This window comes from Gordonia jinghuaiqii (assembly GCF_014041935.1).
Classification (GTDB): domain Bacteria; phylum Actinomycetota; class Actinomycetes; order Mycobacteriales; family Mycobacteriaceae; genus Gordonia; species Gordonia jinghuaiqii.
Genome location: NZ_CP059491.1, coordinates 4745614 through 4761073, shown reverse-complemented (window position 1 = coordinate 4761073; position 15460 = coordinate 4745614). Strand labels below are relative to the sequence as shown.

13 protein-coding genes are annotated in these 15460 nt (G+C 63.6%); 5 read left to right on the top strand and 8 right to left on the bottom strand.

Annotated features, from left to right (window positions below; translation table 11 throughout):
• Window positions 1-63: 63 nt before the first annotated feature.
• From H1R19_RS21175 to H1R19_RS21160, 4 genes are all read right to left on the bottom strand, one after another.
• Window positions 64-1530, bottom strand: coding sequence for an NAD-dependent succinate-semialdehyde dehydrogenase (locus H1R19_RS21175; RefSeq protein ID WP_188328262.1), 1467 nt, complete (start codon window positions 1528-1530; stop codon window positions 64-66).
• 351 nt (window positions 1531-1881) lie between these two features.
• Window positions 1882-2694 (bottom strand): SDR family NAD(P)-dependent oxidoreductase, encoded by an 813-nt coding sequence (locus H1R19_RS21170; RefSeq protein WP_219850084.1) that lies wholly within the window; start codon window positions 2692-2694, stop codon window positions 1882-1884.
• 32 nt (window positions 2695-2726) lie between these two features.
• Window positions 2727-3827 (bottom strand): acyl-CoA dehydrogenase family protein, encoded by a 1101-nt coding sequence (locus tag H1R19_RS21165; RefSeq protein WP_219850083.1) that lies wholly within the window; start codon window positions 3825-3827, stop codon window positions 2727-2729.
• Window positions 3820-4917: an acyl-CoA dehydrogenase family protein gene (locus H1R19_RS21160; protein WP_219850082.1), complete on the bottom strand. Its 1098-nt coding sequence runs from the start codon at window positions 4915-4917 to the stop codon at window positions 3820-3822. The genes H1R19_RS21165 and H1R19_RS21160 overlap by 8 nt, the downstream gene beginning before the upstream one ends.
• Window positions 4918-5035: 118 nt before the next feature.
• Here H1R19_RS21160 and H1R19_RS21155 point away from each other — a divergent pair, with 118 nt between their 5' ends.
• Entirely contained in the window at window positions 5036-5884 is an 849-nt protein-coding gene (locus H1R19_RS21155; RefSeq protein WP_219850081.1) for a FadR/GntR family transcriptional regulator, read from the top strand.
• Here the strand turns inward: H1R19_RS21155 and H1R19_RS21150 are convergent.
• Together H1R19_RS21150 and H1R19_RS21145 are read right to left on the bottom strand one after the other, a co-directional pair.
• Window positions 5881-6861, bottom strand: a complete 981-nt coding sequence (locus H1R19_RS21150) for an acyl-CoA dehydrogenase family protein (RefSeq protein WP_219850080.1) — start codon at window positions 6859-6861, stop codon at window positions 5881-5883. The two genes, H1R19_RS21155 and H1R19_RS21150, sit on opposite strands and share 4 nt — an antisense overlap.
• Entirely contained in the window at window positions 6851-8020 is a 1170-nt protein-coding gene (locus H1R19_RS21145; protein WP_188328525.1) for an acyl-CoA dehydrogenase family protein, read from the bottom strand. The genes H1R19_RS21150 and H1R19_RS21145 overlap by 11 nt, the downstream gene beginning before the upstream one ends.
• Window positions 8021-8210: 190 nt before the next feature.
• Between H1R19_RS21145 and H1R19_RS21140 the strand changes: the two genes are divergently transcribed.
• Window positions 8211-9023 (top strand): enoyl-CoA hydratase/isomerase family protein, encoded by an 813-nt coding sequence (locus tag H1R19_RS21140; protein WP_317451335.1) that lies wholly within the window; start codon window positions 8211-8213, stop codon window positions 9021-9023.
• Window positions 9020-10636 (top strand): class I adenylate-forming enzyme family protein, encoded by a 1617-nt coding sequence (locus tag H1R19_RS21135; protein WP_219850079.1) that lies wholly within the window; start codon window positions 9020-9022, stop codon window positions 10634-10636. Before H1R19_RS21140 ends, H1R19_RS21135 begins: the two co-directional genes overlap by 4 nt.
• Window positions 10637-10719: 83 nt before the next feature.
• Here the strand turns inward: H1R19_RS21135 and H1R19_RS21130 are convergent, their stop codons facing one another.
• Entirely contained in the window at window positions 10720-11058 is a 339-nt protein-coding gene (locus H1R19_RS21130) for an EthD domain-containing protein (protein WP_188328256.1), read from the bottom strand.
• A gap of 186 nt (window positions 11059-11244) precedes the next feature.
• Here H1R19_RS21130 and H1R19_RS21125 point away from each other — a divergent pair, with 186 nt between their 5' ends.
• Window positions 11245-12726, top strand: a complete 1482-nt coding sequence (locus H1R19_RS21125) for an aldehyde dehydrogenase (protein ID WP_219850078.1) — start codon at window positions 11245-11247, stop codon at window positions 12724-12726.
• A 196-nt stretch (window positions 12727-12922) separates the two neighbouring features.
• Here H1R19_RS21125 and H1R19_RS21120 read toward each other — a convergent pair whose 3' ends face one another.
• Complete coding sequence (locus tag H1R19_RS21120) at window positions 12923-14029, bottom strand: LLM class flavin-dependent oxidoreductase (RefSeq protein ID WP_188328254.1); 1107 nt, start codon at window positions 14027-14029, stop codon at window positions 12923-12925.
• Window positions 14030-14114: 85 nt separating this feature from the next.
• Here H1R19_RS21120 and H1R19_RS21115 point away from each other — a divergent pair, with 85 nt between their 5' ends.
• Window positions 14115-15236 (top strand): NDMA-dependent alcohol dehydrogenase, encoded by a 1122-nt coding sequence (locus H1R19_RS21115; RefSeq protein ID WP_188328253.1) that lies wholly within the window; start codon window positions 14115-14117, stop codon window positions 15234-15236.
• Window positions 15237-15460: the final 224 nt, after the last annotated feature.

Sequence of the window (15460 nt, the reverse complement as noted above, 5' to 3'; positions counted from 1 at the left end):
CCCCGCCGTGGGTACCGTCATCTGATGAGCTTGCGGGCATGGTTGTGCCACCCGCTGCTCCTCTCAATTCAAGGCGATGTACTTTGCTGAGAGGTATTCGTCGATCCCTTCGATGCCGCCCTCTCGTCCGAGGCCGGATTGCTTGACACCACCGAACGGTGCTGCAACATCGGAAATGGCTCCGCGGTTCACTCCGACCATGCCCGCGTCCAACGCATGAGCGACTCGCAAGCAGCGCTCGTGGTCTCGGCTGTAGAAGTACGACGCCAATCCGAACTCTGTCGAGTTGGCCGCGTTGACGGCCTCGCCCTCGGTCGTGAACGTGCTGATCATCGCGACTGGACCGAAGATCTCGTGGCGCGTGACCGCCGCGTAGGGGTCTACTTGATCGAGAACCGTTGCGGGATAGAAGTGTCCGCGTCTTTCGGGGATGTGGCCACCGAGCCGCAGCCGCGCCCCGTCCGTGATCGCGGTCTGCACCAGGCCGGCGACCTTGTCTCGCTGGGCCGCGCTGACCAGCGGTCCGAGCGTCACACCGTCGTGGTAGCCCGCTCCCATCGTGACGGTTGACATCTTCTCGACAAGTTTGGTGGTGAACTCTGCAGCGACTGACGACTGCACGAGGAACCGATTGGCGGCCGTGCAGGCTTCGCCTCCGTTCCTCATCTTGGCTGCGAAGGCGCCCTCGACTGCGGCATTTATGTCCGCGTCTTCGAAGACCAGGAAGGGGGCGTTTCCGCCCAACTCCATCGACGTGCGTTGCACGCGTTCGGCGGTTTGCCCGAGCAGGCTTCGCCCGACGGGAGTCGACCCCGTGAAGCTGATCTTGCGAGTCCGGTCATCGGTGATGATCGCGGTAGCGATGTCTCGGCTGGCCGTCGTGGGCAGCACGGAGAGCACCCCCGGTGGTAGTCCGGCCTCCGTGAACGTCTCCGCCAGGGCCAGCATCGTCAGTGGTGTTTCCTGGGCGGGCTTTACGATGATTGTGTTTCCGGCCGCGAGTGCTGGTCCAATTTTGCGAGTTCCCATGGCCAGCGGGAAGTTCCACGGTGTGATGGCCAGACATAGACCGACCGGAGCGTGGCTGACCAGGACCCGGCCGACGCCGGTAGGTGATGCGGTGAGGCGTCCGTTGATGCGCACCGCTTCCTCGGCGAACCACCTCAGGAACTCTGTGCCGTACGTGGTCTCGGCCCGACTGTCAGGGAGCGCGCGTCCGAGTTCAAGGGTCATCAGCATTGCCACGTCGTCGGCGCGTTCGGTCAGGAGGTCGAAGGTGCGACGAAGGATGTCCGCCCGCGCCCGTGGTGCGGTGGAAGCCCAGTCGTTGGCCGCCGTCGTCGCGGTGTCCATGGCTCTCAGTGCGTCGTCGACGGTAGCGTCGGCCACAGCGACCAACGGTTCTTCGGTGGCGGGGTTGTAGACGTCGAAGGTCTTCCCTGACGACGCAGGCACGGACTCGCCGTTGATCCAGAGGCCGGTCGGTACCTGGCGCAGAACGGCGTGCGGATCGAAAATATGGTCTGACACAGGGAGTCGTTCCTTTGCGCGTCGTGGCTCGAGCTGAGTTCGGAAGAGCGTCGGGGTGTCGCCGGCCACGGTGTATGCCCCGCTGCCGTCGTTGGAGGCAGCTTCCGCGGCCGGACCGTTTCTATATGCCACCAGGCACCGGCTCAGGCCGGCTCCAGTCGAAATTCAACTCGGGTTCTCGCCAGGAGTGTGGTACTGGCGGCGTCTCGGGTGCGCGAAGTGCTATGCCAAATGCCGCGGATCCCCGCAGAGATGATCAGCGGCGATGATCAGCGGCCCTTCGCGCAGAGAGCATTCGGTGCGGTGCGCAGGGTCTTGTGCTGGGCTGAGTGGATAGATGGTGTCGGCTTGTCATAGCGTTTCGCCGCCATCGACGTAGATGGTTTGTCCGGTGATGAACGATGCGTGATCACTGGCCAGGTGGACGGCGAGTGCCCCAAGTTCTTGCGGATTTCCGGTACGACGCATGGGAATTCGTTCTCGAAGCCACTGCTGACCCTCCTCGCTGTCGTGCAGAGCTTGGGTCATACTGGTTCGGAAATGTCCTGGGGCAATCGAATTGACGGTGATGTTGAAGGGCGCCCATTCCTTGGCGAGGCCTCGAGTGAGGTGATCGAGCGCACCTTTGCCGACCTGGTACGGCACGCAATAGTCAGGTGAGCGAACGGTGCTGCTCGAACCGATGTTGATGATGCGACCGTGCTGTTGTGCGAGCATCGCTGGTACGAAAGACCGGATCAGGCTGAGCGATGCGGTGACATGGGTATCCAGGATTGCGGTCCAGTCGTCATCTGTCATCGCATCGTGGTGGGGTCGGGCGCCGGGTTGCTGTGCGGTATTCGTATCCAGTGGGAGGACTGGCTTCTTTCGGTTGATGCCTGCGTTGTTGACCAGGATGTCGACTACCGGTGTGGCGCTCATGACGCGCCGCGTCAGGTCGGCCAGCTCAGCAGGGCTACGTAAGTCGACTGTCGCGATGTCTCCGGTACCACCTCGGTCATGGATCCCATCCAGCACGACGCTGAGTTCATCCTCGGTGCGGGCGACAACCCACACGTGGGCGCCGGCGTCGGCGAGCGAGTCGGCGATGGCGCGTCCGAGTCCGCGCCCGCTGCCGGTGACGAGGGCAGTGCGCCCGGTGAGTGGTCGGTTGTCGGGATACATGAGTAGTCTTTCGTGTCGTCGGCGGGAACGGGTCAGGATTTCGGGAGACCCAGAATTCGTTCAGCGATGATGTTGCGCTGAACTTCTGAGGTCCCGCCGTAGATGGTCGCGGCCAGGGACTCCATCATTTCGTTGACAAGCGGGGTGTTGTCCGCAGACGTGGGCCCAGTCGTCTCGAAGCTGAATCGCGCGGCGTGCTGCACGGTTTCAGAACCGACGAGTTTCAGGATCGGTTCGAAACGCGCCGAGGTGGAGGTGATCCGGTGAGCTGCCGCACGGAGGCCGGTATAGCGAATCGCGGCGGTATCAGCGAGTACTTTGCCAAGTTCAGCGAGACTGTGCTCGGGCAGGTCCGGCGAGCGTAGGGCGGGTTCGAGTGCCCGCCGGGACTCGAGCCAGGTGTTGATCCAGATCATGTCGCGTTCATGTTGCAGACTCGACATTGCTACCTGCCATCCCGCGTTGAGTTGACCGAGCAGCGCCGTGGCCGGGATCTCTACCGCATCGAGGAACACTTCGCAAAACGATTCGATGGCCGGTGAGCTGGTGGGTATGGGACGTACGGTGACACCGGGACTGGTCATGTCGAGTATGAGACAAGAGATGCCGCGATGGGGTGGAGCGGTGCGATCGGTGCGGACATACAGAGTGCACCAGCGTGATTCGTCGGCTTGAGTGGTCCAGATCTTCTGCCCGGTGACCACAATGGTGTCGCCGTGCAGTGTCCCTGTGGTCCGCAGCGACGCCAGGTCGGAACCGGCCTCGGGTTCCGACATCCCCAGGGCCCACCACTCATCGCCACGAAGAGCCGAGCGTAGGAGCCGGCGCTGTTGGTCGTCGGTCCCGTACTGACGCAATGCGGGGGCGGCCACACCTACTCCCTGAATGTTGAGGTGTCGCGGTATCCGGCGCTGCGCACCGGTCAGACGGACGTCGAGCGCGTCGGCGGCATTGAGGTCGCGGCCACCGTGGTCGCTATTCCATTCAGGGACAAGCCATCCGTTCTCGAACTCGGCGATCTGGAAGTCGCGACGGAGCACGTGGTCATGCCGGTAGCGGTCATAACAGTCGTCGTAGTCTCGAGGGAGCGCCTCGGAGAGAAAGTGGCGGTACTGCTCGATGACTTCAGACATGGGTGCTCCTCTGTAGAGCGGCGGCCTGCGCGAACAAGGCCGCGGCGGACCCAGTGGCTTGTGCCGTCTGGTGTGCTCTGCGCAGGTACAGGTGAGCGTCCGACTCGAAGGTCACTCCCATGGCTCCCAAGAGCTGAATGTAACGGCCGGATACGTCGATAGACGTTCGCAATGCCGTGGCCAGCGCCAGAGTCGTCAGCACAGTGGTCTCGTGTTCGCGAGGGCTATCGGTGACGGCGAGAGCAGATCCATGCACGAGGCTGCGCGTCTTCTCGACGCTGACGTACGCCTCGACGAGCTGGTGTTTGACTGCTTGGAACGCACCGAGCGGACGGCCGAACTGATGACGCCGCTGAACGTGCTCGATGGCATCATGGAGGGCTCCCGCGGCCACTCCGAGCAGGTCGGCAGCGATGCACATCCGCACCGGGCTGAGGAGTTCGGCGACCGACGTGCGGGGCACCGTCCGAACTGAAGTCGTTTCGGCTCGGTCGAGGGCGATTTCGACGATGGAGCGAGAAGCGTCGAGGTCGGCACCTTTTGCTGTACTGCGCACCCCGGTAGCCCGAGGGTCAACGGTGACCACATGGATGTCGACGCCGGGGTCATCGAGGACGATGACGTACTCGGTCGCCCCGTGTCCGTCAACAACGGTCAATACCTCGCTGTGCGCGCGCGTGCCGTGGACTCTGCCGCGACCGACGCCGAACGCAAGGTGTGCGTGTCCGACTTCCTCACCCTCCGTCGGTTCCGCTTGTAGCAACAGCTGGATGCTTGCGCAGGTGGTCAACAGCGGCGCGGGCAGCAGTGCGCGGCCTGCTTCCTCCAGCAGAACGGTCAAGTCGAAGGCATCCCCGATTCCACCACGCGATTCGGGAACGCCGATCTGTGGATATCCTGCGTCGACAAGACTGTGCCACAACGACTCTGCCGTACGCGCGTCGGCGAGTGCCTCACGCGCGAGCTGCCGCGTGCCCAGCTTGGCGAAATGGTCTCGCGCTGACGCGGCCAGTGCGAGGCTTTCCGGAGTGGGTACCAGAGCCGTCCAGTCGGAGGGCCTGGACGCTTCGGCGATGGAAGAACCAGTCACCCCGTTACCCTACTATCTTTTATAAGATAGGCAAGCCGTGGGGCGGTGCCGACGCCGGCTGCTGCTTTCTGCACTAAGATTATCTGGATACAACAGTCGGGTTGAGGAGAGGAACCACATGGAGCCGACACGAGTGGGCGGTGTCCGGCCACGGTTCTCACAACCGTCGATCGCCGAGATGGTGGCCGAAGAGCTGCGCGAGCGAATCATCAGCGGGGCCCTTCGCGAAGGCGATATGTTGCCGCCGCAGGAGGAACTCATCCGCGAGTTCCAGGTGAGTCGGCCGCCGTTGCGAGAGGCGCTGCGGATTCTCGAGGCCGAAGGGTTGATCGCGGTCCGTCGGGGAAACGTGGGCGGGGCAGTGGTACATGCGCCGAGCAAGTCCGGCACGGCTTACAGCCTCGGTCTGCTGCTCCAGTTCGAGCAGGTCTCGCTGGGCGATCTGGCAGGTGCGATCGCCGAGATCGAACCCGTGTGTGTTCGCCACGCGGCCGAACTCCCAGCCCGCGGCAAGACGTTGATTCCCCGCTTACGCACGCTGGTTGCGCTTCAGGAAACTCTGGTCGATGACGAGAGCGAGTTCACCAGAACCGGCCGCGAGTTCCACGACGCAGTCATCGAGGGGTGCGGCAACGACACGTTGCGCCTGGTCGCAGGGGCATTGGCCGGACTGTGGTCAAGTCAGGAAGAGGAATGGGCTGATGCGGTGGCAGCATCCGACCGTTACCCGGCGCCGGCCCTTCGGGCCGAGGTGGTCAAGACCCACAGGCGACTGATCGATGCGATCGAGGCCGGCGATGCCGACGCGGCGGCCGAGCTTTCACGTTCTCACGCCCGTGCCTCGCAACAACACATCCTCGGGATGCAGGACGCGGCTGCGGCCGACGCCGCCCGCGCGGTGAGTTTGAGCAAGCAGGTGACAATCACGCGCGGGCGGATGTTCAACGACCGTCGCACATCTGTTTAGACCGCGGCGGCCGGTGCCGACTCGGCAGATCTCCAGGGCAACACAGGAAATGGCGCATCGAAGCCTTCTGTGGCGACGGCGTCGGCCAGTTTCGCGGTGGTTCGCAGAAGTCCTCCAGGGCGACGGAGCACAGGTTGAAGATGTCGATCGACAACAGTCAGATTGTGCTCTTCGCACAATCCCATCGCACCCAGGACCTGATGTGCGTGCGACAAGATGCCTTCCGAGGCCTCGAGCATGTGCACGCGCAGCGCCAGTAGGTCGACAGTGCTGCTACGGCCTTTTCGTACGACCCACCAGGTGTGGCGGGCCAGTTCGGCCAGGCCGTCCAGGGCAACGACCATGTCCGCCAGGCGCCACCGGATCTCGCCGAATCGTCCGATAGGTGAACCGAACTGATGGCGATCGCGAGCGTGGAGAGTTGCTTGCTGCAGCGCGGTGCTCAATGCTCCGTGTACCCAGAAGGCGGTGAGGACCGTGTGCATCGCCACCGCGTCGGGGAGTCTGTCGAGGTGGCGGGGCTGAGCGACGGAGACCTCGACTGCGAATGGATCCAACGGTGCCGGGTTGAGTCGACCGATGGTCGTGGCCCAGGACTCTTCCCCGCCTGGGCACATGACGACGCTGTCGAACAGATCGGCATGGGACAGGCGATTGCGTACACCGTCGGTGACATGGATGGCCGCGATCTGCTCGCGCGCGGCCTGAGGTACCGCGAGTTGTTCGACGACAGGCCACGGTAAGACGACGCGACCGGCTTCGCATACTGCCAGAGCGACGGCCGCGGACTCTTCGTCGCCGCCCCATGGGTCCAATGCGGGAAGGCCGAGACCGTCGAGAAGTGGCCGGACTGTGGAGTGGCGGATGTCGGGTTCGCTTTCGGCTTGGCGTGCCAGATCGAATCCGCCACGCCGGCGCAGTGCTGCGGCGACGGTGTCGCGATAGTTCAGCGACTCGGCCGGCCAGTCACGTTTCATCTTTGACCTCTCTGATTGCGCTGCGCGCGATGAGCATTCGTTGAACCTCTGCCGTTCCAGAGGCGATGGTGGCCGATCGGGCGTATCGGAATATGTCTTCGACCTGTCCGAGCAGACCGGCCCCGGGCCGGGGAACCAAGCCATCGGAACCGACCATGTCCAGGGCCAGCCCGGCGACCTCTTGGTCGAGGTGGATGGATGCCACTCGTGCGACAGATGCTTCCCGATCGCTCAGCATGCCGGCATCGTTGAGCGCGATCGCCCGGTGGTTGAGCAGTCGAGCCACCCGGGTGTGAACGAGGGTCCGTGCGTAGTCCGAGGCCACCGTCGGTTCCTGAAGTGACTCGTGACCGGCCAATGCGGCGAGGATTCGTTCGTCACGGGCATAGCGGGGGATTCCGATGCGCTCGTGGGTCAGCACCAGTTTGATGACCCGCCACCCCTGGTCGAGCTCGCCCAGTATCGCCTCCTCGGCAACCTCGACGCCATCGAAGAACACCTCGTTGAGGTGCTGTTCCCCCATGATCGACGGAATGGGACGAACAGTGATTCCCGGTGAGGACATCGGCACCAGAAAAATGGTGATTCCGGTGTGTTTGTTGTCGGTATGACTGGTCCGGGCCGCCAAGAAACACCAATCGGCCAGTCCCGCATACGAAGTCCAGATCTTCTGGCCGGTCAGTAGCCAGCCCCGATCGGTCCGGGATGCGCTCAGCTTCAGAGAGCCGAGATCGGTACCGGCCTCGGGCTCAGAGAAGCCCTGGCACCACACAATGCGGCCTTCGGCGATGCCGGGAAGGTGTTTCTCCAGCTGTGCAGGAGTGCCGATCTGCATGAGGGTCGGTCCCACCCAACTCAGACCCATGTACTGGGCCCCCCGGGGTTCGAAGTGGGCCCACATCTCTTCGCGCAGCACCGTCTGCTGCCAGACGTCCGCACCGGCACCGCCGAACTCGGCGGGCCAGTTGATGGTGAGCAGTCGCTCGTCCCCCAGGCGGCGACAGATTCGACCGACAACCGCTTGTACCTCGGCGTCGTTGGAGAATGAGGTCCTCCAATCGGCCGGCAACATCTCCGCCAGCAACTGGCGAAGACGTCGACGCAGCGCGTGGGCGGCCGGCCCGGGATCCAGATCGACGAGATCGTCGGTGGCGGTCATCGGACTCCTGTCCCAGCGCTGGGCGCAGCCGGCAGGCCACACGGGGACGGACGAACGAGGGGGACGGTGATCGGCCCGCTGGCGGGGCGCCGGGCGGGCGATGGACGATTCATGCGAGAGATGCTCCTCACACAGGGCTAGAGGCTGTGTGTTAAAACTTATATATGATTGAAAGAGCCTGTCAATCGGTGTGTGGCTTGTGAGGGACGGCAAGTCGGTTCCTCTGGAGCGTGATACCGGCGTACTCGTCGCTGAACTCCGAGGCTCGACGCTCCTGGTCACGTTGCATCGACCGCATGCGGCGAATGCGCTTGACGACGAGTTGATGGTCGCGCTTCGCCGACTGTGGGAGTCGGTGGCCGCCGAACCGTCTGTGCGGTGCATCGTGCTCACCGGCGCCGGTGAGGCGTTTTGCGCCGGTGCCGACGCGCGCATGGTCGCCGGGGACCGTGCGTCGGTGGGTGACACCGCCGCCCAGGAGCTGGCGTTCGTGCCCGGCCCGCAGATCTCAGTCCCGGTGGTCGTCGTGGTCAATGGTGTGTGCGCGGGTGGAGGACTGCATTTCGTCGCCGACGCCGACATCTGCATAGCGGCGAAGAGCGCGCGATTCCTGGATCCCCACGTCAGTATCGGCCAGGTATCTGCCCTCGAACCGGTCCTGCTGCGAGGACGGATGCGCCGCGACGTGCTGGCCCGGATGGTGCTGCTCGGTAAGCACGAGCAACTCGGCTCCGAGGCCGCTCGCGATGCCGGCCTCGTTTCCGAGGTGGTCGACGATGACGTTGCTCTGGAGCGGGGACTTGCGTTGGCCGCGCTGATCACGCGCAACTCGCCGGAGGCAGTGCGGTTGAGTCGTCGAGCGCTCCGGCGCGCCGAAGAACACGCCCTGGCAACCGAACTCGACCTCGGCTGGGAACTCATCCGACGTCATCGAGCACATCCAGACGCCGCTGAAGGCCCGATTGCCTTCCTGGAGAAACGTGTACCCAAATGGACCTCATGAGCTACCAACGCGCGAGTCGGATTCCAGCGTCGGTACGCGAAAGGTGGCACCGCGCAGGGTTTCACACCCAACAAACAATCGGTGGACTTCTGGAGGACAGTGCAGCACGCTGGCCTCAGCGTGTCGCCGCGATCACGGAGACCGGGGAGGTCACCTTCACTGACCTGGCCCGCCAGTCGCGTCACATTGCGACCACGTTGATCGAAGCGGGGGTACAGCCAGGCGAGGCTGTGTCGTGGCTTCTCCCCACGGGTCCCGAAGCCATCGCCACGGCGGCAGCGATTTGGCGCATCGGCGCGATCTCGAGCCCGCTGGTGCCGATTTACGGATCACGCGAGATCACCACCGCGCTGTCGCAGGTCCGTCCAACCGCGATCATCACCTCCACGGCATCCGCTCGCCGCGACTATCCAGATGAGTTCGACGAGATCTGCCGGGCCGTCGAGCTCGTCCCTCGAATACGACTACTCACCAGCGGGGCACACCCCGGTTGGGTGTCATCGTCAGATGTCCGAGTGGGCAGCCTGCCCGACCGGGTTCAACCCGCCACCGCCGAACACCCGGCTTTGGTGTTGTTCACCTCCGGCACGGAATCTGAACCGAAAGGGGTCATCCATTCAGTGGCGGGTCTGAGCCACGAACTGCGTTCCACGGTCAGTGGGTGGGGGCTGACCTTCCGTGACCGGATGGTCATGGCTTCTCCGATGACTCACATCACGGGGCTCCTGCAGGGGTTCATGATTCCTGCTCACATCGGCGCGGCGGCAATTCTGCTGGAACGATGGGACGCCGAGGTCTGTGTCGAAATGATCGAACGTCACGGCGCGACCTATATGGCAGGCGCGACTCCCTTTCTGCGCGAGCTCCATCGCAGCTATCTCGACAGCGGCCGGGGTTCCTCGTCGTTGCGTCAGTACTGTTGCGGCGGCGCGTCAGTTCCGCCGGATCTGATTCGCGACGTCAACGCTCTCGGTATCGCCGCCTACCGTGCGTGGGGTATGACCGAGCTGCCCACCGCAACTCTGCCAAACGAGTTCGATCCGCTCGATGCCCGCGCAGACACCGATGGCCCTTTGGCTCCTGGGGTCGAGCTGCTGGTCGTTGACGACGCCGGCGCACCGGTGGGTCCTGGCGAAGGCGGAGAACTGCTGATACGGGGCCCGGAGATGATGCGTGGCTATGTCCGCGCCGACCTCGACGACCGTGCTTTCACTCGGGAGGGCTGGTTGCGAACCGGCGATCTCGGTGCGCTTGATGCCGATGGACGGGTGCGAATCACCGGGCGCACCAAGGACATCATCAACAGGGGAGGAGAGAAGCTGAGCGCTCGAGAGATCGAGGAGGCCATCGCGCGGCACCCCGATATCAGCGCAGTTGCAGTCCTCGCCGTCCCGGGCGGAAGGCTTGGAGAACGGGTCGGGGCCGTGGTGGTCTCACATCGTCGCGACCTCACGGTCAGCGAAGTCGGGGCCGTGGTCACCGAGGCCGGCCTCGCCCGCCAGAAGCAACCCGAGATGATCACAGTTGTCGATGCGCTGCCGACGAACGCCACCGGAAAGATCGATCGCAGGACACTCCGGGCGCTCTTCTCCGACGGTGACAGTACGGACTGAGTGCAGGCAAGGGAACGCCCCTGGGGGCCAGACGCTTCGCGCGCCGGCCCCCAGTTCACATGGCGGAGAACGTCGGTGCCGGTTCAGGCAGGCTGGAAAACGTGCATCACCGGCGGCGACACCTCACCGTCCAACGTGGTGGTCAGCTCCAACGAACCATCACTCATCGCAGTGTTGATCTCGGCGACGGTGTCTGCGATGTTCTCAGAATCGATTTCGTACACCGTCAGGTAGGAGTTGGCAGGCGCCGGGGCACCCGCGAACTGGGCGTCGGCGACGTGGTAGCGCCGAGCCCCTCGCACCCCTGGCACACGCTCGATCAGTTGCGGGATGTGAACCTCGTCGTACCAGCGGTTGAACTCCGGCTCATCGGCCGGACTGGTGGGCTGAACGTAGGCGAGAAGCAAGGCACTGGCAGACATGATCACTCCAAACAGAGAAACGGTGGGTGGGTTCCGGCGGTGTGTCCGGCCGGCGAGTGTGTCACATGCGGATGCATCTGTGACACACACAACAACCTATGCTATCTGTATAGAGAATGTAAATCTTACATAGTTGGAGGGTCACGCGCCCGTGTGGAGTCTGACTATGCGATATCAGGAGACGTTATGACCGTTGCCGCCACAGTCACGCCCGAAGTCGACCGACTCCAGTTCTTCGTCGGGGGGAAGTGGGTCGATGCTTCGTCCACAGACACCCATGAGGTCCTCGAAGCTGCAACTGGGGAACCGATCGCTCGTGCGGCATTGGGCTCAGAAGCCGACGTGGAATCGGCGATCGTTTCCGCGCACGAGTCCTTCGCCGCAGGGGAGTGGTCGCGCGCCACAGCGGAAGAGCGCGCGACGGTGTTGAGGCGGTTCGCCGATGCCCTCGAGGCCAAGGCCGAGGCGACGAGCGTCCTGGTCAGCCGCGAGATCGGGATGCCGATCGAGCTGTCGCGAGCCTTCAACGGCGTTGCTCCCGCGCACTTGCTGCGTCAATATGCCGACGTCGCGGTCTCGACTGCAACCGAAGAGATCAGGCGCAGTCCGATGGGATCGACGATCATCCGTCGGGAACCGGTCGGGGTCGCCGCGGTCATCACGCCTTGGAATTATCCCCAGGCCAAAGCGATGATCTCGATCGCACCGGCCCTCGCGGCCGGCTGCTCGGTGGTACTCAAACACTCTCCCGATGCGGCACTGGACAGCTATGTCATCGCCGAAGCAGCACAGCAGGCAGGCCTTCCCGCCGGAGTGTTGAATGTGGTTCTCGCGGATAGGGAACCCGCAAGTCTACTGAGTCGCCACCCGCTCGTTGACAAGGTCGCATTCACCGGGTCGACCGCCAGTGGTGAGCGCATCGGCGCTGAGGCCGGGCGACGGTTCAAGCGCGTCACTCTCGAACTCGGTGGAAAGTCTGCGGCCATCGTTCTCGAGGACGCTGACCTCGACGTGTTCGTCACGGGCATGGCTACAGCGGCTTTCATGAACAACGGCCAGACCTGCACCGGACAGTCCCGGATCCTCGCGCCGCAATCACGATATGACGAGATCGTCGACGCACTCGCCGGATGGGCCGGCGAACAGATCCTCGGCAACCCGCTCGATCCAGCCGTCACAATCGGGCCGATGGCCAATCAACGTCAGCTTCAGCGCGTGAGTCGTTTGGTTGAGGTAGCCATCTCTGACGGCGCACGATTGGTCCACGGTGGCGGCCGGCCGGCCGGCCTCGATCGCGGATGGTTCATGGAACCGACGATTCTCGCCGATGTCTCCAACACCGACCGGATTGCCCGCGAGGAGATCTTCGGACCAGTCGTCACCGTCATTCCCTACACCGACCTCGACGACGCGATCTCCATGGCCAATGACAGCGATTACGGTCTGGCCGGCTCGGTGTGGACTGCCGACGAGCAGCGTGGCATCGGCGTCGCACGGCGGGTACGCACCGGCACGTTCGGAATCAACTACTACGTCAACGACTTCGACGCTCCTTTTGGCGGAGTGAAACGAAGTGGCATCGGACGCGAACTCGGTCCGGAAGGCTTTGCTGAGTTCCAAGAACTCAAATCGATCTACGCCAGCGCCGCCCTTCTCGACCGGGACTAGTTCCCGACGCATGCGCCTCGAGCCACGTGAGGCGGAACAGGCTATCCACACCCACCAGGGGGCGATGGTGACAGCAGGCCATGCATAGGAACCGGGCATGTTCTTCGATCTGAAGACCACAAGGGTCCAGCGGCGTTGATCGAGTAGGGGCCCACCGTGACCGTTGGGCCCCTACTCGACGTCTGTCGACAGCTGGCTAGCGCGATACGCCCTCGGCCACACCTCTCGCTGCCCGGACTCTGGGCATCACCTCAGTCGCCAGCATTTCCATCGACGCCCGTAGCGGTGCACGATCGTCGGCGAAGTCGTGCCCCTGCTGAATCAGCGTGCCGAAACCGCCGGTCCGCGCCACGGACTCCTCGATCTTGTCCACAACGGTTTCGACCGAACCGACCAGTGCACAGTGGCGCAGGTAGTACTCGGGCGTGAGATCGGCATCCGACATGTCTGGGTCGGCCTTGTACATCGAGGCGAGCCCCACGCCCCGGAGCATGGGCAGCCAGAACTCGCCAAGGTAGGCCCCCATCCCGCTGTCCAGACTCAGCCGGAGCGCTTCTTCGTCGGTCTCAGCGACAAAGACATCCCAGCCGATGCCCCAACTCGAGCGATCGACCACTGCGCCTGTGGTGTCCGCACCCTGCTCGACGGTGCGCCACAGCTCGGCCAGATACTCCGTGTTCAGAGCCAAACTCAGCGGGGCATAACCGCGTTCCCCGCACAGGCGAAGGGTCGGTGACTGCGGGCTCAAACCGCTGAGGTGAATCGGCGGATGCGGCCGCTGAAAGGGCTGCATGTGAAAATCGAGGAAACCATCGACCATCGGCCCCGGCTTGTTGACCGTCCAGAAACGTCCCGACGACTCATACGGTCCGGGTTCGGTCCACAACCGCACGACGGCGTCCAGCGATTCCACCATCATCTCCCGATGCTGGCCTGAGGCGCCGTCGATCCCGTACAGATGCCAATCAGTCAGCGTGCCTGAGGCTCCAAGGCCGAGGTTGATCCGGCCCTGCGAGAGCTGATCCAGGAATGCCCATCGGTGCGCCACCATCGCCGGATGGTGCAGCGGTAGGTTCAACGAAGACGGTCCCAATCGGATCGTGCTGGTTTGGGTCAGCGCCTGCGCTATGACGAGGTCCGGAGCCGGCACCGGCTCCCATGGCACGGTCAGGTGCTCGCCGATCCACGCCTCCCGGTACCCGAGCTCGTCGGCCCACCTGATCAGCTCGACGTCCCACGCGACCGCAGCCGAGAGGTCCGATCCCGGCCGGTGTCCCGGATTCAACAACAGTCCCAGTTCCATCCATCATCTCCTTGCCTATGTAATCCTTGTAATGATAGAAAACATGTAGCAGAAATCACACACTGTCGATAAGGAGATCAGGAACATGAAAACCAAGGGAGCGCTCCTCTGGGAGCCCGGAACAAACTCGGGGTGGAGCGTCGAAGAGATCGAAATCGACGACCCCAACCACAACGAAGTCCTGGTCAAGCTCGCCGCCACCGGCATCTGTCACTCCGATGATCACGTCGACACCGGCGACATCCCACTGGACTGGGCGCCGCTACTCGGTGGCCATGAAGGTGCTGGCGTCGTCGAGAAAGTTGGGCCCGGCGTCACCGATCTCGAGGTAGGCGACCATGTTGTCTTCTCGTTTCTGCCCGCCTGCGGAAAGTGCATCCCGTGCGTCGCCGGCGACCAGAACCTGTGCGACCTCGGTGCCGGCGTGCTCGGGGGTGTGACACTCGACGGAGACCATCGCGTACACGCTCGTGGCAAGGGCGTCGGCGCAATGTGCTTTCTGGGCACGTTCAGTCCCTATGTCGTGGCACCGCTCAACTCTGTGATCAAAATCGACAAGTCGATCCCTCTTGACAAGGCAGCCCTCGTCGGCTGCGGAGTGCCCACCGGTTGGGGCTCGGCCGTCTATGCTGCCGAAACCCAGATCGGCGACACAGTCGTCGTATTCGGAGTCGGCGGCGTCGGCATGAACGCAGTGCAGGGCGCGAAGTTCGCCGGCGCAACCCAGATCGTCGCTGTCGACCCGGTCGCATCCAAGCGTGAAAAGGCGCTCGAGTTCGGTGCCACCCACACCGCCACCGACGCCGACGAAGCGCTCGCCATCGTCGAGGACATCACCAACGGGCGGCTTGCCGACCGGGCGATCTTCACCGTCGGTGTCGGAGACGGCAAACTGATCCAGGGCATGAACGCACTCGTTCGTAAGGGCGGCGTGATGGTGTGCACCTCCGCAGCGCCGGCCCTGCAGACCGAGATCAGCATCAACCTTCTCGAACTCACCATGTCGGGTAAGCGATTCCAGGGTGCCCTCTTCGGATCGTGTGCCCCACGAAACGATATCCCCATGCTGCTCGACCTCTACATGCGCGGCGATCTCAAACTCGACGAGCTCGTCACCACCCGCTACAAGCTCGAAGACATCAACCAGGCAGTCGCCGATCTGCGCGAGGGCAAGAACATTCGCGGTCTCATCGTCTACGACGAGTGAACGAGGCGGTGCCACACCTCCCCGAAGAAGAGGTGGAGCGCCGACCGATAGACATCGCCACTTCAACCTGGCGGGGCCGGTTCTGGACGTCCGACGTGGCGCAGGGACCGGCCCTTCCGTATTGCTTGACAGCAATAAGCGCCAACTCGTCAACGGCCCATGTGACAGTCCGTTCTCGGCTGCCGCGGATGAGTGCCCATACGACATCGACCGCACTTGGCTGT